This window comes from Thalassorhabdomicrobium marinisediminis, assembly GCF_003072065.1.
GTDB classification, from domain to species: Bacteria; Pseudomonadota; Alphaproteobacteria; order Rhodobacterales; family Rhodobacteraceae; genus Octadecabacter; species Octadecabacter marinisediminis.
In genome coordinates this window covers 103,215-128,122 of sequence record NZ_QCYG01000005.1, presented here as the reverse complement: position 1 = coordinate 128,122, position 24,908 = coordinate 103,215, and the positions used below count along the sequence as shown (strand labels likewise).

Sequence of the window (24,908 nt, the reverse complement as noted above, 5' to 3'; positions counted from 1 at the left end):
TAGGCGATGAGGGGACCGGGGGAAAGCGGTCAGATAGAGGTCATTCCCGACTGGCGACAACCAGAGTGCTTTGTCGCCATAGCGACCGAGGAAGCTCTGCGGTATGCAATTCAGGATGTACCTCGGACAATCTCTTCATTCGAGCCTTGGTGAGAGTGCAGTTTATTGCTGTAGCGCTGACTCCAAGAGGTTGAGAACGCCCTTGGCATCGACCTCGAAAGCAACCTTGTGTGACGGGCGGTTGTCCCATGCGCCGGGCGGGTAGAACGTGTCGACGTCCCGCAGTATGGTTTGGCCCCGGGCGATCCCTTCGCGAACCACCCTTACGGGCCCTTCGCGGAAGGTGAACAATTCTGGTGAAATCGCGCAAGCAACCGCGGAAGAGTCATGGACGTAGAAGCCGTCAATGCCAAATCGGTCGTGGTATCGAGAATAGAGCTTGGAGGCGTCGCGAACGAGCTTGGCCGCCGTGTCGCCAGACTTTACTCCGGCGAACATCTCTTCGGTCATCATCACTTGCCTTGTGACATCGAGCCCCACGGCATGGACGGTCCAATTCGCTCCGAACACAATATCAGCGGCTACAGGGTCACCGATGATGTTGGCCTCGGCCGCCGGAGTGACGTTGCCGTTGCCTCCTCCAAAGGCCCCACCCATGATAATGACGTCACGGATATAGTTCGGGAGCTTCTCGTCATGCATCAGGGCAAGAGCGAGGTTCGTCAAACGACCGACGGCGACAATGGTTACATCCCCACCTGCCTTCCTCGCCAGATCAGAAATCAAGACATGTGCTGGTCGGGGGTCGGGTTCCTCAGATACTGAAGCGGGGGCCAGTCCGCCCAAGCCGTCAACACCATGAATGAACTCAGGGTATGGGCCCGCATCGCCGGAAAGTGAAAGTGCAGCCCCACGCGCGACCGGCGCGTCGAACCCGAACACCTCGCGCAGCCAAAGGGCATTGCGAGTGACATCATCGATATCAGCGTTACCGAAGATCGTGGTCACGCCAATGAGATCGAGGGCGGGATGGCGATGCGCCAGCAACAAAGCCGCCGCATCATCCACGCCAGGATCAGTATCAAAAATAATCTTGCGTGTCATGAGAGCAGCGACGGATAGAGCAGAGCCTTGCCTGCCGCTTTCTTCTTTTCATCCCAGCCCGCCAGTATCTGGACCGCCCTGGAGGCCACCGCGCAGCAACGCTTCGTGGCTTCGGGGTCCTCGGAACGCTCTTTGGTGACACGGTTTGCGCCAACGAAACAGATCATCCCGCCGCGGTAGCCAAACAGCTGGCAGAGTGTGAAAATCGTTGCGGCTTCCATCTCGAAATTGGCGACTTTGGCACGTCGCAAGTCGTCGAGAACGGTGTCCATATGGGATTGACGGAAGTCTCCGGGCATGGGGTTGATTTCGCCGGCGTAAAAGCTGTCCACGCTTGCGGCGAGACCGGTATGATAGGTTTCACCCATTTCTTCAGCGGCTTCGATCAGAGCGAGGACGCATTCGTAATTGGCTACCGCAGGGTAGGACTTGTCGACATAGGCGTCGACCGTTCCCGTCAGTCGAAGAGCTCCCGTGGCGATGATCAAGTCGCCTGGTTTCATCTCGGGTTGCAAAGCGGCACAGGAGCCGACCCGGATGAATGTGTCAGCACCACAATTGCTGAGTTCGGTCAGCGCAATATCCGTCGACGGGCCGCCAACTCCATGGGAGCAAGCCGAGATATCGGTGCCGCCGGAGAGACCGCGGATCGTGCGGAACTCTCGGTGATGCGCGACTTCGTCGAACCTGTCCCAGCATTCACCAATTGTTCCAACCCGTGCCGGGTCACCGGGCATCAAGACGTATCGAGCGACCTCCCCTGGTTTGGTATGGAGATGCATTTGTTTGCCGCCGGGGTGGATTGGGGTGTGTTCTTGGGTCATGGCGCATTCCTTTCTTTCAGGCACAGCTTCTCACGGGCCTGGCGGTCCAGACCTCATGAGAACGCTGTTGTTTGGGATTATTTCGTTGGAACGAACTCGGTTGAGTAAAGGCTGTCGGGATCGAGGTCGGCATCGAAATCCGTAAACTCTTTCAGAACAGCCATGGTATCGGCGACCACGCCGGTATCGAAGGCGCAGGGGCCGTTCTCACGGGTGAACTCGTTGAACACATAGCTTTCCTGCCGCCGGAGTTGCTCGGCTTGCTGTTCCGGCTCAAGTTGGTCGTTCATCTTCAGGACAGCTTCAACTGTCTCATCAGGATGCTCATAGGCATAGGCATAGCCGCGCACGGTGGCGTCGACGAAACCCTGAACAGTGTCCGGATTTTGCTCCATGAAGTCGCGTGTCGTAAAGATTACTTCAGCATTCGTGTTAACGCCAAAGTTCGATGGCAGGATTACATTGGTTTCAATGCCGGCAAGCTCGACCGCGATCGGTTCATTGACGGTAAACCCTGTTTTGGCGTCAACGTTGCGGTTGATAAGCAATTCCGTCGAGGGGGACACCACAAGTTCGATATCGTCGAGGGAAACCCCTTCGCGGGCCAGCATCGCCTGCACAAGCACCCAAGGTCCCCCCTCGTTGTAGGCCAGACGCTGGCCGACCAGATCATTTGGCGTTTCAATACCCTTGGAGGCCAAGGTTATTACTCCGCCGGGATGGTCTTGGAAACACGCACCGACCATGACGATGTCCATACCCTGCGCGGCACCGAGAAGCAGTCCGCTGATGTCATGGGTTCCAAATGTGTTGGATCCGGTTGCAACGAGGGCTGTCGAGTTCAAATTCGGCCCGCCGGGCAAAATTTCCACATCGAGCCCAGCGTCTTCGTAATACCCCTGATCGAGGGCCATGACGTAACCCGCAGCTTGAACGTTCAAGATCCAGGGCAGCCGCAGTGATACGGATTCAAGCTCATCGTCCTGCGCGGCACCTGATGTGGCAAGTACGGCAAGCACGGATGCGGCAATGGTCGTGACATTCTTCATATCGTTAACTCCTTGTTGGATGGATTTTTCGGCGTCAGGCGTCTATGCGCGCCTCTGGCCAATAGAGAGAAAACCGCTCGATCAATACGACGACATAAAACAGTGCGATGGTGGCAATGGACGAAGCAACGATTGCCGCGAACAACATGGTCGCATCCATTTGATAACCTGCTGTAACGATAAGCGTGCCGATGCCGGAATTGGCCCCGGTGAACTCGGCAACGATCGCTCCGATCACGGACATCGATGCGCTGATTTTGGCGGCTGCGAATATATAGGGCAGGGCGGCATACAAACGCGCATGGCGAAAGAGTTGTGCTTTCGAGGCGCCCGCAATTCGAAAGAACTCGACAGTCTGGGAGTCGATCGTACGAAAGCCTTTTACCGCGTTCACAAGCGTCGGGAAGAAGCAGATCAATGCGGCGATCGCCACCTTGGGAGCGATTCCGTAGCCAAGCCAAATGGTGAGAAGGGGCGCAATCGCCAGGACGGGGATGGTCTTGATGGTGATTGCCCAGGGAAACAGAGCGCGCTCAGCAGTGCGCGAGTATAGGAACAGAATTGCCAACGCGATCGCCACAGCGGTTCCCAGGGCGAAACCCAGGATAGCAGCCAACATAGTAGCCCAGAGGTTCTTCAGTAGCATTTGCCAGTTCTCCGCCATCTCGAGAAAGATAACGGACGGCGGTGGCAGCAAGAATGAAGGGACGTCGAACCAGTCTACGCTAAACTCCCACAAAAGCATGACCGCCCCAAAGAGTGCCAAGGCGGGCCAAGTCTGCCGCAGTCGTCCGGCGAGGGAATGGGTGTTATTCATGCAATAATTCCTCCAATTCAGCCAGCTGACGTAAATAGCCTGTATCAGCGTGAGCAATCCCTCCCTTTGGGCGCGGGTTCTCAACGGAGATGATGGATTTCACACGACCCGGTCGAGCCGCGAGCACAACGATCCGATCGGAAAGATAGAGCGCTTCGCTCAGGGAATGCGTAACGAAAAGCACGGTATGGGGACGCTCTGCATGAATACGGATGAGTTCGTCATGCATCTCTCGACGGGTGAATTCGTCGAGGGCGCCGAATGGTTCATCCATCATAAGAATCTCGGGTTCATAGCTGAGCGCGCGCGCGATCGAAACGCGCTGCCGCATGCCGCCGGAGAGCTGTGCGGGGTATTTATTTCCGAAGTTCGAGAGGCGGACGAGATCCAGCAAATCACGGACGCGCTGTTGTCGTTTGGCCTGAGGCGCGTGCCGAGAAAGCTGCATTGCCAGTTGTATATTCTCGGCAGCCGTCTTCCACGGCAAGAGTGCTGCATCCTGGAAGACAAAGCCAAACCTCTTGTCTTTCTGATATTCGCCGGGGGACATTCCCATCACCGAGATATCACCAGAAGTGGGAGGCAAAAGGTTCGTGATACAGCGAAGCAACGTCGATTTTCCGCAGCCGCTTCGGCCCACGATAGAGACGAACTCTCCGGGTCGCACATTGAGATCAATCTCGTCCAGCGCGTGCACCGCAGTCTTCCCGGCCCCGAAGCGCATCGAGACGTTCCGGACGTCAATCGCAAGCGTTGCGGCCTTTCTTGCGTGCTTTTCTATATCATCATGCATCACGTAAATGTCTCGGATCCTCTATCTTCGATGATCATGTGTCACCCGTTTCGAGCTCAACTGTTTCACCGCTCCCGGCACTCCACCAGAACCAATTTTAGGGTTGTGTGATCTAATTTTTAGTGCACTTTGGGTGGATGGCTCATTTGCGCATTGCATATCGCTACTTCGCCCAAGCCGTTCGTGATGGTTCGATCCGGCGGGCGTCCGAGAACCTCAACATCGCTTCGTCGGCGGTCAATCGACAGCTTTTGTTGCTTGAAGAGGAGTTCGGTGCGCCCTTGTTTCTGCGACTACCGCGAGGGATCAAGCCCACCCCGGAAGGGAGCCTTGTCCTTGAGTATATCCGGCGCTGGCAGGATCAGGACCGAGTCCTGGAAGAGGAAATTGCAGCCTTGCGTGGTGGCGTTCGCGGTACGATCAGGATCGCCGCTGCCGAGTCCATCACCGAAACCATTCTGCCTCAAGCCATGAGCGAATTTCGCGAGCAGTATCCTAAGGTGGATTTCACCTTGATATCCGGTGACAATTTTTTCCTTACTTCAGAGCTCACTTCAAAGGAAGCCGAGGTCGTTATCGCGTTCGATGTGCAAGATCGGCTTCGGGCCTCTTTTGTGCATGAAATCACGTCGCCTCTCGGAATAATCTGCTCTCCAAACCATCCTCTGGCAGCCAAGAAAGAAGTTAGCTTGGCCGATTGTTCGTTTTACCCGATGATTATTCCGGGGGATGCTTGGCTGCAAAATTCTGGACTATCGGGAATTATGTCGGATGCAATTCGGGACGAGCAGATAGCAGTTCGCGCGGAACGTCCCGGGATGCTGAAGGCCATGGTCGCATCGGGAATTGGGGTAGCGATGTTGACATATTTGGGTGTCGAGCGTGAGATCGACGAAGGGCGGCTATCCTGGGTTCCGCTTGTGTCTGGAATAATCCGACCCGCTGTTATTTCTGTCTTGGTGCCGAAGGATTGGACGCCCGCGACCTCTTCGCGAGTGTTCTTGGACATATTGATACGTGAGCTATCCGCCGCGCGCGTAGGACCGACCTGATTTGATTTGTCTTTGGCAAAACTGACCTGACGCTGCCGCTCCAAGACGTTGGGTGGACTCGTAAGCTCGTCTGCAGGCGGCGGAACGTGCAAGCGATACCCAGCGGCACACGATTTTCCTTTGCGTCAAGCCCTTGGTAGCTTGAACTTCCCTTGAGCGCAAAAATGTCTATCATCAGTGGCAAGGAGGCCAACTTGCTGAGTGATTTCGAGTTCAGAAAACGCGACTAGAACAGTGCGACCGGTCTCAAAGCCTATATCCAGATCGTCGACGCTTGGTCCTTGAGCGATAAAGAAGCTGCCGAGTTGGTGGCCATGTCAGAAGAAGCCTGGGCAGAAGCGAGAGGACCTGACTCTGCAGGTCCCCTCAGCCAGGATCAGCTTCTGCGGCTCAGCGGTATCCTTGGCATCTACCAGTCGCTTGAATTGTTTTTCTCCAAGCCCATGGCACGAGACTGGCTCACCAAACCGAACGACGGGCCATTGTTTGGTGGGCTTCGCCCGGTCGATGCGGCTCTTGCGGGTGGGCTGCCCATGATTGTCCAGATCCGCGACCATGTGGACGCTTTGCTCCAAGGCAACTGAGATGCTTAATGAGGATGCTCTTGATGGCGGTCATCACTTTCTGCCCCGCAGTATCATTTGCGAAAATAACCCGCTTATTGCCAAATCACTCATACCCGGTTTGCTAAAACAAATTCAGGCCCTTTGCGAAAAATTTGCCGTAATCATTTGTTTTAAATTTATTTATTGACTTGATGACTTGGCGGTTGCCAGTGTGAAGTTGCGTATCAAAATTGAACAAACGTTACCGTGAAAGATATTATTCCCCATGTGACGGGTAGGGTCGCTATCTTGTCCGACCTCCACTGCGACAGCTACGCTCGTGCAGGCCGGGATCCCGTTGGCGCACATGGTCTCGACTCGATTATTGACGGTTCGCTTGATGCCGTGATTATTGCTGGCGATCTGACAAACGGTCCGCCCAGGAGGTGGGGCAGGGCCTTGGCGCTGCTGACGCGATATGTAGCTCCCGGGAAAATTTACCTCCTCCCCGGGAACCACGATTACTACAATGGCGCGTTGACGGATGACCCGCTTCTTGAAGCGCAAGCACGTTCGGCAGGAGCGCATTTCATCCAGAAGTCCCAGTTGTATCACGGTGACACACGTTTCTTGTGTTGTACGCTTTGGACTGATTTCGATCTGTTGGGGGATGCGGGCGAGGCGATGCGTGTCGCCCAGAGGGTCATGAATGACTACGAGAAAATCTGGAAAAGCAGTTTCGCGCCGTGCTCCGAGGAGGTTGAACTCGGGTGGGGCTCAGTTGCCCGGCTTATTGACCCAACTGATATTCTTGCCCTTCACCAAGATCATAGAGCGTGGTTGACGGAAAGTCTGAACGATCCGCACCGCTTCGATGAGGGCGGGCGGACAGTTATCGTCACCCACCATGGTCCCCACGAGGCTGTTGCGGGCCCGCTCGACAGTCTCACGCCAGCTTTCCATTCAGATATGAGTGATATGATCGAGCGCTTTAACCCAAATGCTTGGTTCTTCGGCCATTCCCATAGGAGGTTGCGTGCCACTGTCGGTGGAACCGATATCCGCAATGTGAGCGTCGGCTACCCAGATGAAGTCGGGCGCCAGGAAGCGGGTGACTTGTTCGATGCCTGCCTGTGGGAGAGTTGACGTGGACCCCAACGCATCTGATCTCGAACTCTTGAATGGTCTCCGACAGGCGAACCCTGAGGTTGTATCGGGCGCGCGCGGCAAACTTTTTGTGGTGGCAGACACGCTACCGGATGACATCCTCGCATCCTTGGAAAGCTCTGGTCGCCCAGTAAAGTATGTCAAAGTTGATGCTGTCTGGTGTGTGCCGATCGAGGTTTGGCTATCTTGCAAGCGACGACTGCAATCAGAATTGATGAGGCGCATGACTGTCCGATCTCTGGCGCTTGGTCGAGTTGGTCCCTCGTCAAGTGACCTCGAAATGGCACCGTCCCTGTCGCATTGGATTGGGGTCAAAGATCCTGCGTTTGGTGGCGCAATCTTGATAGGACAACAATCCGGGCATCCGTCCTTGAAGGGAAAGTTCATCAACACATCGCGTCTCTGTGGTATCGATCCCGGCGGCAATTGGGCCCGCACAGCAACGCGATGGTATCGTTTGGAAGCTCCAGCAGACCCAGAAGACGTTTGCCGGCTATACGGCGCTCCAGGAATTTCCGGTAGCAATGCGCTCGAATTGGCAGACATCCAGGTACTGGTGGAGACAGATCAAGCCTCCGGAGTGGAAAAGGATGAATAGTTCGGGATCCACCGGGAGTCCAGGATCTCGGGGGATCTCGGATACCAAATTGCGCTGCGCACTTGGAAAAAGCTATGGTAGGCGCAACCGGCTTTCAGGACAAAGCTTTTGCGAGCTTATCTGATGCTTTTGAACCGCAAGATAAGTCGTGGATAAAACACCGGATTGCCGATCCAGGCGAGCTGCCATACGACCCGTCTTGGATGTACTCTGGGGATGGTAGGAGTGGAGAGACTCGAACTCTCACTATGACGGTCATCTACCGCTCAAACGGGTTTATAAATCCCATTGCCGCACCTGCGCACTCCCGAAACTGCTGAGAATCAGGCAGGTATTCGGAAGTGGGGGCGCGGTGTTGTCATGCGTAGACAATTGCCCAGAACCTGTGCTCTTGACAAGTGGAAGTTGTTATATCCGTTCACGTGTCGGACAAAGAACTCGGCTTCGGTTTGGTGAGCGGGGCATAGCTGGGGCTGCCGGTGAGCGCTGCACCGCTTCAGTGCGCGGTTCCAATCTCGAAAGGCTCGGCTGCGGCAAGGCTTGCGATGTCGGCCAATTCGCCGATTTCGGCGAGATCGAGCCGCCCTGTGCCAAGGCGCACGTGCCCGGTGGGGCCCAAAGAAAAGCTTTCACCGGGGAGGGCGGAGATCCCGTGCGCGGCAAGGGTGATCAGGGCAAACGTCTCGGAGTGCACCGGAAGATACAGGCTGAGACCAGCGCCGTCGGGCACGTCGATGCCGCGATCGCGCAGGGCGCGGGCGAGGGCGTTGCGGCGCTCGCGATAGGTTTCTCCAGCGGATTGGACGCCCGCGCGTGTTGTATCATCGGACAGAAGCCAAGCGACGGCGGATTGCAGGATGCGACTGGTCCAGCCGGCGCTGAACGCGCGGAAAGACTGCACCCGGTCAACGAGGTCTTCGGAGGCCGAGAGCACCGCCATCCGCAAATCCGGCCCGAAGGACTTCGAGAAGGACCGGATGTGAATGACGCGGTCGGGCAAGCGGTCGCCCAAGGAGTGCGACGGTGCCATTGCAATGTCGCCCACGCCATCGTCTTCGATGATCAACGTCTCGCTTCTCTCCAGAACGCGACCCAGTTCCGACAACCGTTGCGCGGGCAGATATTGGCCCGTCACCGAGCTGATGACGGGCTGGTAGATGAAGGCGACCGGCTTTTGCGCAAGTGCGGCTTGCAGCGCCTCGGGCTTGGGGCCGGAAAGGTCGCTTTCGACGGGCAAGATACGTGCTCCGAGGTCTTCGAGGATGTCGAGCAGACGCATCGAAGTCGGCATCTCAAGCGCGACGGCGGATCCGGGGTGCACAAGCGCGTGGAGCGTCAGATAGACGGCGTTGTAGCCGCCGTTCGTCGCCAACATCGCGGCGGATTGGAACGGCCATTGCGGGCGCAAAACGCGTTCCAGTTCGGGGAGGATCCGCACCCGTTCGTAGCTGTTGAGCTGTTCGGAGCGCGCGCCATGCACCAAAGCTTCGTCCAGTGGCGGCAGGAGGGACAGGTCCGGCACTGCCAGCGTCAGGTTGCGGGCACTGGGCGAGAAATGCCCCTGCGCGGACACACGCAGGGGGCGGGGGGACAGGTTGGAGGCGCTGACATAGGTGCCGTTCCGGCCCCGGCCCGTCAGCACCCGCAGGCGGCGCAGCTCTTTCCAGGCTTCCGACAGGGTGCTGGGGCTGATCCCCATAACAAAAGCAAGGTCCCGCAGCGAGGGCAGGCGGGCGCCGACCGGAAGAACGCCGGTCCGCACAAGACGCGCGGTATCGCGTGCGAGGCCTTGCGTGGTGCGATCCGTCAGGTGGGCTGCAAGGTCTTCCGCGTCGATCGTTGTCATCTGTCACCCAGAATGTTTGCGCCATTAATTTAAATGTTCAGTAACCTAATAACATTTGTCATCGCGCTGGCAAGCCTCCTATCAATTTGGCAGCCGATGCATAGGGGAGTTGGGCATGACATTGAAAATCCGTCTTGCTGTGAGGGACTGGGACTACCTCACCCCGATGATTCTGGGGGATGTAAGCTCATCGACCCTGTCGGTTGAGGTGGACCGGGTCTCGACGATGCCCGTCGAGATCGGTGGCGCTTCGCCTTATAACGCGGGTGAGGCGTCCTTCAGCCGGCACCTGACCGGTCTGGCGCAGGGCGAAAGCGAGACGGTCGCAGTGCCGAACTTTCTGATGCGCGGGTTTCGTCATGCCTGCATCATCACCCGCAAGGACAGCCCGCTGACGACGATCGAAGCCCTTGCCGGAAAGCGCATCGGGGTGACGGGCTGGCAGGATTCGGGGAACACCTGGACGCGGGCCATTCTGCGGCACGCGGGGGTCATGACGGACGATGTGGCATGGTATGCTGGACGTCTGACCGCGGACCACCCGATCCAGGATCGGCTTGGCACATTCCACCAGCCGGGCCGGATCGAGGCGATGCCCGATGAAGAGCCAATGATGGACAGTCTGGCGCGGGGCTGGTTGGACGCGGTCTTCACGCCCTTCATGCCCACCGGGTTCTTCGCGCCGGATTCGGAGTTTCGGCAGCTTTTGCCCGATTGCCGCAGCGCCCAGGTCGCTTATTTCCACGATGTTGGTTATGTTCCGGGAATTCACCTGTTGACGGTGGATCGTAGCCTTGTCGAGGCGGAGCCATGGGTACCGCAGGAGCTGAGCGATCTGATCGACCGGTCGCGGGCCATGTGGACGGAAAAGCGGCGCCGCTATGCGGAGACCACTCCGTTCATGCTTGACGAGATGCTGTACACCGCCCGATCCTTGCCCGCGTCATGGGACGCAAGCGGGGTCGAGGCCAACCGCAAGATGACGTCTGACTTTATCGGTCAGATGCACGACCAGGCCATTTTGCCAAGACTGCTGAGCGTCGAAGATGTCTTCGGCGCGGCGGAAGAGGCGCGGAAAATTGCCTGATACTTTAACCTCAAGGGAGAAAACCATGATGACCAAACCAATTCTGAGCCTCGCGCTTGCGGCGCTTGTCGCACCGGCCGTGGCGCTGGCCGAACAGGACTACAACGAAGATCTGAACGCCCGTCTGCCCGAAGAGATTCGCGACGCCGGGTCAATGATTGCCGTGACCAACGGCTCGTTCCCTCCTTATGAATTCGTCGAAGGGCGTGAGCACACCGGCGCCACTGCCGATCTGGCACAAGAAATCGCCCAGATCCTCAGGGTTGAGATCACTCACGCGACGGTTGCCGGCCTGCCGGCCTTGCTGACCGGGATCGGCGCAAACCGCTACCAGTTCGCAATGGGCCCCGTCGGGGACTTCCCGAAACGCCGGGATGCGAATGATTTCGTTGACTGGGTGCAGGAATACGTCGTCTTCGCCGTTCAGGCCGGAAACCCCGAAGGCATTGTCAGCCTCGACACGACCTGCGGCAAGCGGATCGCGGTGATGTCGGGCGGCTCGGCCGAGCGGGTGATCCTTGCGCAATCCGAAAAGTGCGAAGCCGAGGGCCAGCCGGCGATCGAGGTTCAGTCCTATACGGACCAGCCAAGTTCGATCCTGTCGGTGCGCTCTGACCGGGCGGATGCGTTCTTCTCCTCGCAGGCTCCGCTGACGTATTTCGTCCAGCAGTCCGAAGGGGCGCTTGAGCTGTCCGCCGTCGGCCAGTCCAATGGCTTCCCGAGCCTTGTGCAGGGCGCCGTGGTTCCCAAGGACAGCCCGCTGGGTCCGGTTCTGCGCGATGCGTTCCAGATCCTGATGGACAACGGCACCTATGAAGAAATCATGACCAAATGGGGTCTTGAGAACAACATGATCGACGCGCCCGGCATCAACCTCGGCGAGGCACTCTGATCATGGTCGATGTGTCCTCTCCCCAATCGAAATCGCGTCCTGAGGCCTTGCCGGATCGTCAGTCCGACGACCTGCGCGACGTCGCGAGGGCACATCGACCTATCCCCAAGGGCAAGGTGCTCTTGTGGGTCGTGGTGCTCTTGTTTGCTGCGGATTTTGCCCGCGCAGTCGGCACCAACGAGAATTTCGGCTGGCCGGTGGTCGCGGAATTCTTCTTCAACCGGACGGTTCTGGAAGGCCTTTGGGTCACGATCTGGCTGGCGGTCGTCAGCATGGTGCTGGGCGTCATGCTTGGGCTTCCACTGGCCATCGCGCGGATGTCCAACGATCCGCTGGCCAAATCCATCTCGGGGCTGTTCGTCTGGTTCTTCCGCGGCACGCCGCTGCTGGTGCAGTTGATCCTGTGGTATAACCTGTCGTTCCTGTTCCCGGAAATCTCTCTCTCGATCCCGTTCGGGCCGAGCCTTGCGGCCTGGAATGCCAACGATCTGATCACGCCGATCACAGCCGCGATCATCGGGCTGGCGCTGAACGAGGCCGCCTATATGGCCGAGATCATCCGCGGCGGGCTGTTGTCCGTCGAACGCGGACAGAAGGAAACCGCCGAAGCCTTCGGCATGAAACCGATGCGGGCCCTGTGGCGGGTCGTGATCCCGCAGGCCATGCGCAGCATCGTGCCGCCTTCGGGCAACCAGTTCATCAGCATGATCAAGGCGACCTCATTGGTGTCGGTGATCGCGATGGCGGACCTGCTGTATTCCGTGCAGTCGATCTACAACCGCAACTTCGAGGTGATCCCGCTGCTGATGGTGGCCGTGATCTGGTACCTTCTGATCGTCTCCGTCCTCAGCGCAATCCAGTCCCGGATCGAACGCTACTATGCCCGCGGTGACCAGCAGCGCGTGGTGTTCGACAATCCCGAAACCGTAACCACCCAGGAAGAGGCCCCGCTATGACCGCAACCACCGCACAGGCCCCGATCCTGCGGGCGCGCAACGTCCACAAGGCCTTTGGCAGCAATGAAGTGCTCAAGGGGATCGACATGGACATCGCCCCGAGCGAGGTGGTCGCCATTCTGGGGCCGTCCGGGTCGGGCAAGTCGACGCTGCTGCGTTGCATCAACCGTCTGGAAGAGATCAACAAAGGCTTCATCGAAGTGGATGGAGAACAGATCGGCTACAAGCTGCAGGGGGATCGCCTTGTGGCGCTGGGGTCCGCCGCCATTGCGCGCCAGCGCAGCAAAATGGGCATGGTGTTCCAGAGCTTTAACTTGTTCCCGCATATGACGGTCCTTCAGAATGTCATCGAGGCACCGGTGGGCGTTCACGGGGTCAAACGCCGCGAGGCTGTCGAGCTCGCGACCGGTCTGATCGAGAAGGTCGGCTTGGCGGACAAGCTGAACGCCTATCCGCGCCAGCTGTCCGGCGGGCAGCAACAGCGGGTGGCGATTGCCCGTGCGCTTGCGGTGAAGCCGAAGATCCTGCTGTTCGATGAGCCGACCTCGGCGCTCGACCCCGAATTGGTGGGCGAAGTTCTGGCCACGATGAAGGATCTGGCAAAGCAGGGTTTGACGATGATCGTGGTGACCCACGAGATCGGTTTTGCCAAGGAAGCGGCCGACCGTGTCATCTTCATGGACGGCGGCCATATCGTGGAACAGGGCAAGCCCGAGGAAATTCTGGTGAACCCCCAGCGGGAACGCACCCGCGAGTTTTTGCACCGCGTCCTGTAACCCTTTTGCTGAATTGACATGAAAGGCGGATCGCGGCCTGCGGTCTGATGTCCTATGACCAAATTTGCCACGATTGAAGACTTCAAACAGGCGAAGGCTGATCTTGTCGACCTGCGCCACCACCTGCATGCGCACCCCGAATTGTCCCATCAAGAGGTGAAGACTTCGGCCTTGGTAGCCCAGAAGCTGGAAAGCTGGGGCTATGAGGTGACGCGCAATGTGGGCGGCCACGGCGTGGTCGGGCAGTTGCGTGTGGGCAATGGCAACCGCTCGGTCGCGATCCGCGCGGATATGGATGCGCTGCCCATCCATGAGGCCAGCGACCACGCACACGCCAGCACGGTTCCGGGGGTCATGCACGCCTGTGGCCACGACGGCCATACGACGATGTTGTTGGGGGCGGCTGAGTATCTGGCCCGGACGCGGAACTTTTCAGGCACGTTGAACCTGATCTTCCAGCCAGCGGAAGAGGTGGGCCGCGACAGCGGGGCGGTGGCAATGATCAACGACGGTCTGTTCGAGCGGTTTCCCTGCGATGCGATCTTCGGGCTGCACAATCACCCCGGTGCGCCGGCGGGGCAGATCCTCATGCGGTCCGGCCCTTTGATGGCCGCCGCGGACACGGTCCGGATCACGCTTCACGGCAAAGGCGGACATGCCGCGCGGCCACACCTGTGCATTGATCCCATCGTTGTCGGGTCGGCCCTTGTCATGGCGCTGCAGACGATCGTGTCGCGCAGCATGGATTCCACCGACACCGCAGTTGTCACGGTGGGCACCTTCCACGGTGGCACCGCGACGAACGTGATCGCCGACAAAGCGACGTTGGAACTCAGCGTACGTACCTTCACCCCCGAAGCCCGTGCTCTGATCAAGGCGCGCATCTACAGCATCGTCGAAGCGCAGGCCGCGTCCTGGGGTGCGAAGGCCGAAATCGAATATGACAGCGGCCATCCGGTCGTTACCAACGCGCCCGAAGAAACCGCATTCGCCACGGGGATCGCGGAAGAGTTGACCGGCGTGGGCACCGTGCCGGAATGCCCGTTGATCCCGGGGAGCGAGGATTTCGCGCATTTCCTCGAGCACAAACCCGGCTGTTTCATCCGGTTGGGAAATGGCGAACAGTCCGCTCCGTTGCACAATCCCGCCTATGATTTCGACGACGACAGCTTGACCACAGGCGCGGCTTTGTGGGCACGATTGGCGGAACGGTTCCTGACACACTGATAGAAGGTCTTCCCATGACGCACCCGACATTCCGTCTTGCCGCTCTGCAGATCGGGGCCTCGCCCGACGGGGCGCCGGCCACGCTGGACACGATCCTGTCCTATGAGGCCGAGATCACGGCGGCCCGGCCGGACGTTCTGGTCCTGCCCGAGGCGGTCTTGGGTGGGTATCCCAAAGGCAGCGACTTCGGCACCCAGCTTGGTTTTCGCAGACCTGAAGGACGCGAGGAATTCCAGCGATATTATGACGCAGCAATCGATCTTGACGGTGCGGAGGTCGCCGCCTTGTGCGACCTCGCGAACCGCACCGGGGCCTCGATCGTGGCGGGGATCATCGAACGCGCGGCAAGCACGCTCTATTGCACCGCCGTCTTTATCGATCCGGACGCCGGTTTGACCAACATTCACCGCAAGCTGATGCCCACCGGCACTGAGCGGTTGATCTGGGGGCAGGGGGATGGCTCAACCTTGCCTGCGGTCGAAACACGCGCCGGGACGGCCGTGGCTGCCATCTGCTGGGAAAACTACATGCCGCTGTTGCGCACGGCGCTCTATGCGAAGGGGGCCGAGATCTGGTGCGCGCCCACCGTCGATGCCCGCGAGGCCTGGCAATCCACCATGCAGCATATCGCGTTGGAAGGGCGCTGTTTTGTCGTCAGCGCATGCCAGTTCCAGCCCGCCCCCGAAGTCTCGGGGCAGACCGTAGCGAATTGGCCGGAGGGGGACGACCTGATTTCGGGCGGGAGCGTGATCCTTGGACCCTTGGGCGAGGTTCTGGCCGGCCCCTTGCGCGGGTCCGAAGGGCTTCTGGTGGCCGAGTGCGACCGCAGCGCCATCCCCCGTGCGCGCTATGATTTCGACGTGGTCGGTCACTATGCGCGGCCCGAGGTCTTTCAGCTGGCGGTAGACGAGTCCGAAAAACGCAGCGTGACCTTCTCGCGAGCGCAGGACCAAGACGACGTCAGAGGTTGATCGGTCGCACTCGCACGATAGAAATCCTACTGGAGGGCGATCTGACCAAGACGACCAGCGGCGTCCTTTCTGGGCGCAAGACCAAAGGTTACGCGAATTGAGAACCACTCCTCTCGATATAATCCAAGGCTTCCGCCAGCTTATCGAACGCGGCCCTTTGCGGATCAACCACGTGTTCGAGCAAATGTGTGGATGCGAAGTAATTCTCGAGTGCAGCCGACGTTCCCTCATCTCTATGGGTGGCTCTATGCGCGAGAATTTCGTCGACTGTCCTGGGCGCGACCCCGAGCGCTTTCATGATGCTGGCTCCGGTTCGTCTTAAATCATGGCGGTGCCAGTTGTCAGTTTGACTTTCCCGGTGAACCGCCTTCGTTATCCGGTGCCAGTTACCCAGGAAATGACCGGCACTATTGGGAAAAACGAGATCGCTCTTTCGCCAAGTCCCGTAGTTGGGCAGAGACGTGAGAAGTGCAACAGCTGCACCGGACAATGGGAGGTACTGCTGTCGCGGTTTTCCTCTGACGGTTTTCACCGCCGGCTTGTGCCAGTGCAAAGTATCCTCCTTGAAGTCATTCCACTTCATGACGACCAGCTCATCCAAGCGAGCACATGTCAGAAGCAAGAATCTTAGGGCCAGCGGACGGATGTCACCCTCTATACCTTGGTTCATTCTCATTTGAGGGGGCGCCGGCCATGTCAGAAGCGGCAACACTCTGCTGAGCTCGCGGTGATCAAGCGCACGATCTCGGAATCCAACGATTTCAGGGTCGTCTGACGCGGGGTCGTGTGTCCTGTGCAAATCAACAACATCAAGTTTCTGAGGGCGTCCACTGCCGACTCTGCTGAATTTGTTTCGATGAGCGCACCAGTCAAATACTGGCATCAGATAAGATCTGGCCTTTGATACCTGGCCGTTTGCAGTCGTTCCCTCAAAGTTGAGAAGAGAACCGAGGTGACTGACGTCAAAGAGACTGGGCTGCTCGTTCGTGCTTTCCCGTCTGGCCGAAAAACCTTCGCGTTTCGCTTCCGTGGGCTCGATGGGAAGATCCAGTCTGTCGTGATCGGGACATATCCAGACGTCAAGCTGGCCGCAGCCCGAACTTCGGCTGCTGCTTTGCCCTCTGTGCTAGACGTGCAGTTGGTTCGCAAAGAACAATTATGTGGGTGGCTTCTTGCGTAAGAATTGCGTTGATCGTTCTGGGCGCGACACCGAGCGCTTTCAGGATGTTGGTTCCGGTTTGCATTAAATCTGGGCGGTGCCAGATGTTAGTTTAATTTCCCGGGCGACGTGTATCTGTTATTTGGTGCCAATTAGAGTGGAAATCATTGGCCATGATCGCGTAGCATGTTTGGAAAATGGAGAAAGGCAGGCCGGGGCGGAGGTTTGCGAAAGGGGGGAAGATGCGAAAATATCTGTTCGGAATGTTAATGTCGGCGGCGACCGTTGTGGCGACCACACTGGCCACGGGGGCTTTGGCGGAGATCGACGGGCATGGCCCGGACGCCTGGCGGGTGACCGGGGTCGCGGCGGACGATGTGCTGAACATGCGGATGGGGCCGGGGACGCAATACCTTGTCATCGACAGCCTGCCGCCCGACGCCCGGGGCCTGCAACAGGTAACCTGCGTGCCGCTGCTGATCCCGTCGATCTACCACCGGCTGAGCGAAGCGCAGCGGGCGGACCTGCCGCAACGCTGGTGCCTGATGCAGACGGCGGATTTCGCCAAGGCCGGCTGGGTCGCGCAGCGGTTCCTGATGGAGGACGTGGACCTTGCATCAACCGCCCCCGACACGGGCGCGCAGGTGGCGGTCGAGGGGATTGGCGATGCGATGATCGACGGGGCCGCGCGACTTGTAGCCGACCTCTACACCGCCTTCGAGGCCCAGCGCAGCGCCGCGGAGAACCCCTTTGGTGCGACGGCGGCCCCGCGCTATTTCTTCTCGGGGATGGAGCCCGCGTTGGCGGGGCACGGCGCAGACGTGCTTTATGACGCGCAGGATTTTCAGGGCCGTATCGTGCGGATCGCTCCGGACGCGGACCGGCCCATGATGCGCGGCATGATCACGGTGAACGTGGATTTCGTTAACTTCGGACAGATGCAACGCGCGGTGTTTTCCCTGCGGGCGGACCCGAACCAGCCCGGCGCGCCGGTGCGCATCTTCCGCGTCGATCACAGCGATTGGAGCTTTCCGGAGTGACGGGGCGCAGCCGCTTTGGCCGCGCAACCAAACGGGGATGGCGTGTCACTCGGACCGCTGAGCGACGGCGCAGCCCGCTCGCCTCCCCATAGAATTAAGACAGGACAGAGAATGGATTTCGAGAAACCGGACCGCAAAGCGCGGCTTTCGCAATTGGGCTTTCTGGTGCGCCATACCTTCGCGCTCGTGGGGCGCAACCGCGCGCTGTTGTCACCGCTGGTGGCGATGTGGATTTACGCCACGGTGATGGTCTGTTTGCTTTTCGCGGGCGTGCTGCTGATCGCTTCGGGCGGGGGCGGGGGCCTGTGGTGCCTGTTCGGGGCGCTGGTGATGTTCGTTTACAAGTTCTTTTTCTACAACCGCGCGGAGCTGACCCTGAGCCGTCTGGCGTTCGACACCGCCACCGGAGAGAGGCCGACGGGTAAGGACGCCGCCCGCACCTTGACCGGCTTGGGGGGCCAGGTGCGCAAGCTGGCGCTGCTGGATATGGCGGCGGGCTGGGTGGCCAGTCGCCGCAACAAGGAAGGCGGGCTTATGGGCCTGCTTCTGGGCGGGATCGGAGAGGTCTGGGACCTTGTGAACCATTTTCTGTTGCCCGCCATCGCCGTGGACCGGCTGAGCCTTGGCGACGGGGTGGTTCGGCTCAAGCGGTTGAGGGCGCACGTGCCAGAGACGCTGGTGGGGGTCTTCGGTATCGACATCATGGGCGGGGTCGTGGCCACGGTGATGGGGCCGCTCTATCTGTTCGGCGGGCTGGCGGCGGTGGCTTGCGGGCTGCTCTTTGGCGATGCCATGCCCGCGGCGTTGTCGGCCGGCCCCTTGCGTGATCTGTCGCCGGACATCCCCACTATTGGCCCCATCGGACCGCAGACCGAGTTCAACTGGCTTCCGGTTCTCGTCTTCGCCTTTCTGGGGCTTATTTTGCACAGCGTGCTTTCGCGGACGGTGGCGGCGATCAAGGTGGTCTATTTCACCCTTTTCTACAGCCGGGTGATGCATGCCGAGGCGCTCGACCCCGCCTTGCGCGCCGATCTTGAAGGCTATCTTGATCTGGACCCCGACGCCGCCCCGGTCTGACGCGTGCCACCAACCTGGCCCGGTTTTTCGGGTTTGCCATTGGCTTCCCGGGACATTCATGCTGATATCCCGGCAGTGAGATGGGGGACCCCCTTTGCGGGGCAGGCCTGTGTCGACGGCTGCGCCCATGCGGGGTGGCACCAGACACAAGATCTGAGAGCCCGCGTCTCAATAAAAACAAATAAAGGGAGATATCAGAATGATATTCAAAAACAAACTTGCTGTTGGCCTGCTGATGGGCGCGTTGGGCGCTTCGGCGGCCTCTGCACAGTCGCTGGTCTATTGCTCCGAAGGCTCGCCCGAGGGATTCGATCCCGCGCTCTACACGGCCGGCACCACCTTCGACGCCTCCAGCCACCCGATCTACAACCGCCTGACCGAGTTCAAGACCGGCACCACCGAAGTGCAGCCCGGTCTGGCCGAAAGCTGGGAAGTCTCCGAAGACGGCATGACCGTGACCTTCAAGCTGCGTCAGGGCGTGAAGTTCCACAGCAACGACCAGTTCACCCCGACGCGTGACTTCAACGCCGACGACGTGATCTTCACGTTCGACCGTCAGGGCAACGAAGAGAACCCCTACAACGACGTCTCCGGCGGCACGTTCGAGTATTTCTCGTCCATGTCCATGCCCGAGCTGGTGGAAAGCATCGAGAAAGTCGATGACTACACCGTCGTGTTCCACCTGACCCGCCCCGAAGCGCCTTTCATTGCCAACATGGCGATGGATTTCGCGTCGATCGTGTCCAAGGAATATGCCGACGCCATGATGGAAGCCGGCACGCCGGAAATGGTCAACCAGGCGCCCATCGGCACCGGTCCGTTCCAGTTCCAGGCCTACCAGAAAGACGCCGTGATCCGCTATCTGCGCAACGACGACTACTGGGGTGATCCGGCCAAGGTCGAAAGCCTGATCTTTGCGATCACGCCTGACGCTTCGGTTCGCTATCAGAAGGTTCAGGCCGGTGAGTGTCACGTCATGGCCTATCCGAACCCCGCCGACGTTCAGGCGATGAAAGACGCCGAAGACATCGTCGTGATGGAGCAGGAAGGCCTCAACGTGGGCTATCTGGCCTACAACACGCAGGTGGCACCATATGACAATCCTGCCGTGCGCCGTGCGCTGAACATGGCCATCGACAAGCAGGCGATCATCGACGTGGTGTTCCAAGGCTCCGGCGAAATCGCCAAGAACCCGATTCCACCGACCATGTGGTCCTACAACGACGCAATCGAGGATGATGAGTACAACCCCGAGCGCGCCAAGGAAATCCTTGCCGAAGAAGGCGTGGAAGACCTGCAGCTGAAGATCTGGGCGATGCCGGTTCAGCGTCCCTACAACCCCAACGCCCGCCGCATGGCCGAACTGATGCAGGAAGACTTCTCGCAGATCGGCGTTGACGTTGAGATTGTGTCCTACGAGTGGGGCGAGTATCTCGAGCGGTCGAAGGAAGAAGACCGTGACGGCGCGGTGCTGCTGGGCTGGACCGGGGACAACGGTGATCCGGACAACTTCCTGGCCGTGCTTCTGGGCTGCGACGGTGTGGGCGGCTCCAACCGCGCGCAGTGGTGCAACGAAGAGTTCGACGCCCTGATCCAGGATGCGAAGGTTCTGCCAACGCAGGAAGAGCGCGCGCCGCTGTACGAGCAGGCACAGGAAGTCTTCAAGCAAGAAGCTCCATGGGCCACCATCGCGCACTCGGTCGTTTACATGACCATGCGCCCTGAAGTTGAAGGCTACATCGTCCACCCGCTGGGCGGCCACATCTTCAACCAGGTCGGCCTGTCCGAGTAAGCGAAGGTTTCGCGCAAAATCATAAGGGTGTCCCGGTCTCGGGGCACCCTTTCGTTCTTCCCCACCGGGCGCATCGGCGACACGATCCGCGCCGGGGCAGGCGCGAAAAACGCGCAAAAAACGTCGCGGCGCGCCTGTTTACACAAGGCCCGCAGGGTTGTACCAGAGCCGCCTTCGGTGTTTGCATCGAGGATATTGTGCTTGTTAGCGATGAACTTGCATATCCCTGCCCACTTCAAAAGGACCCGTCGGTGTTGAAATGCTGAACTATGTTCTAAGCCGCCTTCTCACGTTCGTGCCCACTTTCATTGGTGTGACCCTGATTTCATTCGCTTTTATCCGCGTGCTGCCGGGGGATCCCATCGTCGTGATGGCCGGAGAGCGCGGGATGACCGCGGAACGCTACGCCGAGCTTGAGGCCCAATTCGGCTTTGACCGGCCGATCTACGTCCAGTTCTGGGATTACCTGACCGGCGTGTTGCAGGGGGATCTTGGCAACTCCTTCGTCACCAAGCGCCCGGTCTGGGACGAATTCTTCGCCCTGTTCCCCGCCACGCTTGAGCTGTCGCTGTGCGCCATGGTCTTCGCCATCCTCATTGGCTTGCCTGCCGGGGTGATCGCCGCCGTGAACCGGGGCAAGTTCTTTGACCGCGCGTTGATGTCCACCGCGCTGGTGGGCTATTCCATGCCGATCTTCTGGTGGGCGCTGCTGTTGATCATCGTGTTCTCGGGCAACCTGCAATGGACGCCGGTCTCGGGTCGGATCGACCTTCTTTATTACTTCCCGAACCCCACGGGCTTCATGCTGTATGACAGTCTGGTCTCGGGGCAGTCGGGGGCCTTTGCCTCGGCCGTGCGGCACCTGATCCTGCCGACCATCGTGCTGGGCACCATCCCGCTTGCGGTGATCGCGCGGCAGACCCGGTCGGCCATGCTTGAGGTGCTGGGCGAGGATTACATCCGCACCGCCCGCGCCAAGGGTCTGGCCTCGAAACGGATCAACGGCATCCACGCTTTGCGCAATGCGCTGATCCCGGTGATCACGGTGATCGGCCTGTCCGTGGGCACGCTGCTGGCCGGGGCCATCCTGACCGAGACGATCTTCAGCTGGCCGGGCATCGGCAAGTGGATGGTCGATAGCATTTTCCGCCGGGATTATCCGGTGGTGCAGGGCGGCCTGCTGCTGATCGCCGTGGCCGTGATGATCGTGAACCTTACCGTCGATATGCTTTACGGCGTGATCAACCCGAAAATCAGGAAACGCTGATGACCGATATTGCTACACCCGCCGAGACGGACGTCGCCCGCCCCAGTGCGCTGCGCGAGTTCTGGTTCTATTTTCGCGAAAACCGCGGTGCGGTGATCGGGCTATGGATTTTCGCGGCCTTCGCCTTTCTGGCACTGTTCGGCCCCTGGATCGCGCCCCATGACGCCACCGCGCAATTCCGCGGCGCCATTCTGCAGCCACCCGCATGGCAGGACGGCGGCAGCTGGACCTATCCGCTGGGCACCGATCCTTTGGGGCGGGACATGCTGTCGCGTCTCATCGTGGGGGCGCGGTTCTCGTTTTTCGTGGGGGTCGTCGTGGTCTCCATCGCAGCGACAGGCGGCATCCTGATCGGCCTGCTTGCGGGCTTCGCGCCGAAATGGGTGGACACGCTCATCATGCGGATCATGGACGTGATCCTGGCCTTCCCGTCGCTGCTGCTGGCGTTGGTGCTGGTTGCTGTGCTTGGGCCGTCGCTGACCAACGCGATGATCGCCATCGCCATCGTGCTGCAACCCCACTACGTGCGCCTGACGCGGGCCAGCGTCATGTCCGAGCTGCGAAAAGATTATGTCACCTCGGCCCGGGTTGCGGGTGCGGGCCTGCCGCGGCTGATGTTCATCACCGTGCTGCCCAACTGCCTTGCACCGATCATCGTGCAGGCGGCGCTGTCCTTCTCGACCGCCATCCTCGACGCGGCGGCGCTGGGCTTCCTGGGCATGGGCGCGCAGCCGCCCACGCCGGAATGGGGCACCATGCTGGCCGAAGCGCGCGAGTTCATCCTGCGCGCCTGGTGGGTGGTGACCTTCCCCGGCCTTGCGATCCTTGTGACCGTGCTGGCGATCAACCTGATGGGCGACGGTCTGCGCGACGCCCTTGACCCCAAACTGAAGAGGAGCTGAGCCCATGTCCCTTCTTCGTATCCGGAACCTCAGCGTGTCCTTCGCCACCGCCTCGGGCGCGTTCAAGGCGGTGGACGGCGTCGATCAGGACGTCAACGCCGGCGAAATCCTGTCCATCGTGGGCGAAAGCGGCTCGGGCAAGTCCGTGTCGATGCTCGCGCTCATGGGGCTTCTGCCCTGGACCGCGACCGTCACCGCCGATGAGATGACCTTCGACGGGGTCGATCTTCTCAACATCTCGAAATCAGCGCGGCGCAAGATTGTCGGCAACGATCTGGCGATGATCTTTCAAGAGCCGATGTCCGCCCTGAACCCCTGTTTCACGGTGGGATGGCAGATCAAGGAAGCCCTGCGCATCCACCTCGGACTGGACCGCAAGGCACGTCATCGGCGCGCCGTGGAACTGTTCGAGCAGGTCGGCATCCCCGATCCGGAGCGGCGTCTGTCTGCCTTTCCGCACCAGATGTCGGGGGGCATGAACCAGCGTGTGATGATCGCCATGGCGATCTCGTGCCAGCCGAAACTGCTGATCGCGGATGAGCCGACGACCGCGCTTGATGTGACCATTCAGGCGCAGATCCTCGACCTTTTGGCGGACCTGCGCAACGAGACCGGCATGGGTCTGGTGCTGATCACCCACGACATGGGCGTGGTCGCGGAAACCGCCGAACGGGTGAGCGTGCAATACGCGGGCCAGAAGATCGAAGAGCAGCCCGTTGACGATCTGTTCAATTCGCCGCACCACCCCTATACCGCCGCCCTTCTGGACGCTTTGCCCGAACGCGCGACGGACAAGCTTCTGCCGACGATTCCCGGCGTGGTGCCGGGACAGTTCGACCGCCCCCGCGGGTGCCTGTTCTCGCCCCGGTGCAAATACGCCAACGACCATTGCCGCGCCGTGCCACCGATCCCGGCGGGCCCCGAGCTGGGCTTCGTGCGCTGTCACTATCCGCTGAACACCGACGAAAGGAACGTCTCATGACCGAGGCCGTGATCCATGCCGAAGGGCTGAAACGTCACTATGAGGTCAGCGGCGGCTTGCTGCGCAAGCCCCGCACGCTGCGGGCGGTGGCGGGGCTGGATTTCTCGCTCAGCGCGGGCAAGACGCTCGCCGTCGTGGGCGAAAGCGGCTGCGGGAAATCGACGCTGGCGCGCATGGTCGCGATGATCGAAGAGCCGACGGACGGCACGCTGACGCTGGACGGCAAGCCGGTGCGCCCCGAGGATTGGGCCGACCTGCGCAAATCGGTGCAGATCGTGTTTCAGGACCCTTACGGATCGCTCAACCCGCGCCAGCGGATCGGCGCGATCCTGATGGAGCCTTTGACCATCAACCGCCCCGACATGCCCCGCAAGGAGCGTGAGCGCCGCGCGCGTGAGATGCTTGACCTCGTCGGTCTGCGGCCCGAACATTTCGACCGCTATCCGCATATGTTCTCGGGCGGGCAGCGCCAGCGCATCGCCATCGCGCGGGCGCTGATGCTGGACCCCAAGGTGCTGGTCCTCGATGAGCCTGTGTCCGCGCTGGACTTGTCGATCCAGTCGGCGATCCTGAACCTTCTGACCGAGCTGCAGGAGCGGTTGCAGCTTGCCTATCTGTTCATCAGCCACGACCTGAGCGTGGTGCGCCACGTGGCCGACGACGTGATCGTGATGTATCTGGGCCGCGCGGTCGAGAAGGGCCCCAAAGAAGCGGTCTTCTCGGCGCCGCAGCACCCCTATACCCGCGCACTTTTGTCCGCGACCCCCAGCGCCGAGCCGCAGGCCCGCCGCGACCGGATCAAGCTGAGCGGAGAGCTTCCGTCGCCGTTGAACATTCCCGACGGCTGCCCCTTCGCGCCGCGCTGCTGGAAGGTGCAGGACAAATGCCGCGCGCAGGTGCCGGAACTGGCCGGCGACGTGCAGAAGTCTGCCTGTTTCTTCCCTGAGAACGGCCCCGCTTCACCCGCAGCCTAAGCGCCGCAGGG

26 protein-coding genes and 1 pseudogene are annotated in these 24,908 nt (G+C 60.0%); 20 read left to right on the top strand and 7 right to left on the bottom strand.

Annotated features, from left to right (window positions below; translation table 11 throughout):
* Window positions 1–162: 162 nt before the first annotated feature.
* From DC363_RS08780 to DC363_RS08760, 5 genes are all read right to left on the bottom strand, one after another.
* Window positions 163–1,104, bottom strand: coding sequence for a nucleoside hydrolase (locus DC363_RS08780; RefSeq protein WP_108640779.1), 942 nt, complete (start codon window positions 1,102–1,104; stop codon window positions 163–165).
* On the bottom strand, window positions 1,101–1,928 hold the full coding sequence (locus DC363_RS08775) for a nucleoside phosphorylase (RefSeq protein WP_108640778.1): 828 nt from the start codon (window positions 1,926–1,928) through the stop codon (window positions 1,101–1,103). The genes DC363_RS08780 and DC363_RS08775 overlap by 4 nt, the downstream gene beginning before the upstream one ends.
* 77 nt (window positions 1,929–2,005) lie before the next feature.
* Window positions 2,006–2,977 carry an ABC transporter substrate-binding protein gene (locus DC363_RS08770; RefSeq protein ID WP_108640777.1) on the bottom strand — a complete coding sequence of 324 codons (972 nt, stop codon included), beginning with the start codon at window positions 2,975–2,977 and terminating at the stop codon, window positions 2,006–2,008.
* A 34-nt stretch (window positions 2,978–3,011) separates the two neighbouring features.
* Window positions 3,012–3,794: an ABC transporter permease gene (locus DC363_RS08765; protein ID WP_108640776.1), complete on the bottom strand. Its 783-nt coding sequence runs from the start codon at window positions 3,792–3,794 to the stop codon at window positions 3,012–3,014.
* A complete protein-coding gene (locus DC363_RS08760) occupies window positions 3,787–4,587 on the bottom strand; it encodes an ABC transporter ATP-binding protein (protein WP_108640775.1) in 801 nt (266 codons plus the stop codon). The genes DC363_RS08765 and DC363_RS08760 overlap by 8 nt, the downstream gene beginning before the upstream one ends.
* Before the next feature lie 146 nt (window positions 4,588–4,733).
* On the opposite strand from DC363_RS08760, the gene DC363_RS08755 reads away from it, so the two are divergent.
* From DC363_RS08755 to DC363_RS16680, 6 genes and pseudogenes are all read left to right on the top strand, one after another.
* Complete coding sequence (locus DC363_RS08755; RefSeq protein ID WP_158270854.1) at window positions 4,734–5,639, top strand: LysR family transcriptional regulator; 906 nt, start codon at window positions 4,734–4,736, stop codon at window positions 5,637–5,639.
* A 248-nt stretch (window positions 5,640–5,887) separates the two neighbouring features.
* Window positions 5,888–6,031, top strand: a pseudogene (locus tag DC363_RS17345) (DUF2384 domain-containing protein); the annotation flags it as partial.
* 33 nt (window positions 6,032–6,064) lie between these two features.
* Window positions 6,065–6,223, top strand: a complete 159-nt coding sequence (locus tag DC363_RS17340; RefSeq protein ID WP_422396408.1) for an antitoxin Xre/MbcA/ParS toxin-binding domain-containing protein — start codon at window positions 6,065–6,067, stop codon at window positions 6,221–6,223.
* Between the two features lies 1 nt (window position 6,224).
* On the top strand, window positions 6,225–6,392 hold the full coding sequence (locus tag DC363_RS16835) for a hypothetical protein (RefSeq protein ID WP_158270853.1): 168 nt from the start codon (window positions 6,225–6,227) through the stop codon (window positions 6,390–6,392).
* Window positions 6,393–6,451: 59 nt separating this feature from the next.
* Window positions 6,452–7,330: a metallophosphoesterase gene (locus DC363_RS08745; protein ID WP_241962966.1), complete on the top strand. Its 879-nt coding sequence runs from the start codon at window positions 6,452–6,454 to the stop codon at window positions 7,328–7,330.
* A 1-nt stretch (window position 7,331) separates the two neighbouring features.
* Window positions 7,332–7,949, top strand: a complete 618-nt coding sequence (locus DC363_RS16680; RefSeq protein ID WP_146180769.1) for a DUF6634 family protein — start codon at window positions 7,332–7,334, stop codon at window positions 7,947–7,949.
* 496 nt (window positions 7,950–8,445) lie between these two features.
* Here the strand turns inward: DC363_RS16680 and DC363_RS08740 are convergent, their stop codons facing one another.
* Window positions 8,446–9,795 (bottom strand): aminotransferase-like domain-containing protein, encoded by a 1,350-nt coding sequence (locus DC363_RS08740; protein WP_108640771.1) that lies wholly within the window; start codon window positions 9,793–9,795, stop codon window positions 8,446–8,448.
* Between the two features lie 115 nt (window positions 9,796–9,910).
* Here DC363_RS08740 and DC363_RS08735 point away from each other — a divergent pair, with 115 nt between their 5' ends.
* Genes DC363_RS08735 through DC363_RS08710 form a run of 6 tightly spaced genes read left to right on the top strand, consistent with a single transcriptional unit; the run spans window position 9,911 to window position 15,704 of the window.
* A complete protein-coding gene (locus DC363_RS08735) occupies window positions 9,911–10,882 on the top strand; it encodes an ABC transporter substrate-binding protein (protein ID WP_108640770.1) in 972 nt (323 codons plus the stop codon).
* Window positions 10,883–10,907: 25 nt separating this feature from the next.
* The gene (locus DC363_RS08730) at window positions 10,908–11,774 is read left to right on the top strand and encodes an ABC transporter substrate-binding protein (protein ID WP_108640769.1); all 867 of its coding nucleotides are present in this window, start codon (window positions 10,908–10,910) and stop codon (window positions 11,772–11,774) included.
* Between the two features lie 2 nt (window positions 11,775–11,776).
* On the top strand, window positions 11,777–12,730 hold the full coding sequence (locus DC363_RS08725; RefSeq protein WP_108640768.1) for an amino acid ABC transporter permease: 954 nt from the start codon (window positions 11,777–11,779) through the stop codon (window positions 12,728–12,730).
* A complete protein-coding gene (locus tag DC363_RS08720) occupies window positions 12,727–13,506 on the top strand; it encodes an amino acid ABC transporter ATP-binding protein (protein WP_108640767.1) in 780 nt (259 codons plus the stop codon). Before DC363_RS08725 ends, DC363_RS08720 begins: the two co-directional genes overlap by 4 nt.
* Before the next feature lie 54 nt (window positions 13,507–13,560).
* Window positions 13,561–14,733, top strand: coding sequence for a M20 aminoacylase family protein (locus DC363_RS08715; protein ID WP_108640766.1), 1,173 nt, complete (start codon window positions 13,561–13,563; stop codon window positions 14,731–14,733).
* A gap of 14 nt (window positions 14,734–14,747) precedes the next feature.
* A complete protein-coding gene (locus DC363_RS08710; protein WP_108640765.1) occupies window positions 14,748–15,704 on the top strand; it encodes a carbon-nitrogen hydrolase family protein in 957 nt (318 codons plus the stop codon).
* Window positions 15,705–15,792: 88 nt separating this feature from the next.
* Here the strand turns inward: DC363_RS08710 and DC363_RS16830 are convergent, their stop codons facing one another.
* On the bottom strand, window positions 15,793–16,374 hold the full coding sequence (locus tag DC363_RS16830; RefSeq protein WP_277871179.1) for a tyrosine-type recombinase/integrase: 582 nt from the start codon (window positions 16,372–16,374) through the stop codon (window positions 15,793–15,795).
* 282 nt (window positions 16,375–16,656) lie between these two features.
* Here DC363_RS16830 and DC363_RS17335 point away from each other — a divergent pair, with 282 nt between their 5' ends.
* The 8 genes from DC363_RS17335 to DC363_RS08665 all read left to right on the top strand — a co-directional run bounded on the left by DC363_RS17335 (window position 16,657) and on the right by DC363_RS08665 (window position 24,897).
* Window positions 16,657–16,884 carry an Arm DNA-binding domain-containing protein gene (locus DC363_RS17335; RefSeq protein WP_158270851.1) on the top strand — a complete coding sequence of 76 codons (228 nt, stop codon included), beginning with the start codon at window positions 16,657–16,659 and terminating at the stop codon, window positions 16,882–16,884.
* A 221-nt stretch (window positions 16,885–17,105) separates the two neighbouring features.
* A complete protein-coding gene (locus DC363_RS08695) occupies window positions 17,106–17,903 on the top strand; it encodes an SH3 domain-containing protein (protein ID WP_108640762.1) in 798 nt (265 codons plus the stop codon).
* Between the two features lie 111 nt (window positions 17,904–18,014).
* The gene (locus DC363_RS08690) at window positions 18,015–18,980 is read left to right on the top strand and encodes a hypothetical protein (RefSeq protein WP_108640761.1); all 966 of its coding nucleotides are present in this window, start codon (window positions 18,015–18,017) and stop codon (window positions 18,978–18,980) included.
* A 199-nt stretch (window positions 18,981–19,179) separates the two neighbouring features.
* On the top strand, window positions 19,180–20,772 hold the full coding sequence (locus DC363_RS08685; protein WP_108640760.1) for an ABC transporter substrate-binding protein: 1,593 nt from the start codon (window positions 19,180–19,182) through the stop codon (window positions 20,770–20,772).
* A gap of 259 nt (window positions 20,773–21,031) precedes the next feature.
* Window positions 21,032–22,039 carry an ABC transporter permease subunit gene (locus DC363_RS08680; RefSeq protein ID WP_108640759.1) on the top strand — a complete coding sequence of 336 codons (1,008 nt, stop codon included), beginning with the start codon at window positions 21,032–21,034 and terminating at the stop codon, window positions 22,037–22,039.
* Entirely contained in the window at window positions 22,039–22,941 is a 903-nt protein-coding gene (locus DC363_RS08675) for an ABC transporter permease subunit (RefSeq protein ID WP_108640758.1), read from the top strand. The genes DC363_RS08680 and DC363_RS08675 overlap by 1 nt, the downstream gene beginning before the upstream one ends.
* Before the next feature lie 4 nt (window positions 22,942–22,945).
* Window positions 22,946–23,923 (top strand): ABC transporter ATP-binding protein, encoded by a 978-nt coding sequence (locus tag DC363_RS08670; protein WP_108640757.1) that lies wholly within the window; start codon window positions 22,946–22,948, stop codon window positions 23,921–23,923.
* Window positions 23,920–24,897 carry an ABC transporter ATP-binding protein gene (locus DC363_RS08665; RefSeq protein WP_108640756.1) on the top strand — a complete coding sequence of 326 codons (978 nt, stop codon included), beginning with the start codon at window positions 23,920–23,922 and terminating at the stop codon, window positions 24,895–24,897. The genes DC363_RS08670 and DC363_RS08665 overlap by 4 nt, the downstream gene beginning before the upstream one ends.
* Window positions 24,898–24,908 lie beyond the last annotated feature (11 nt).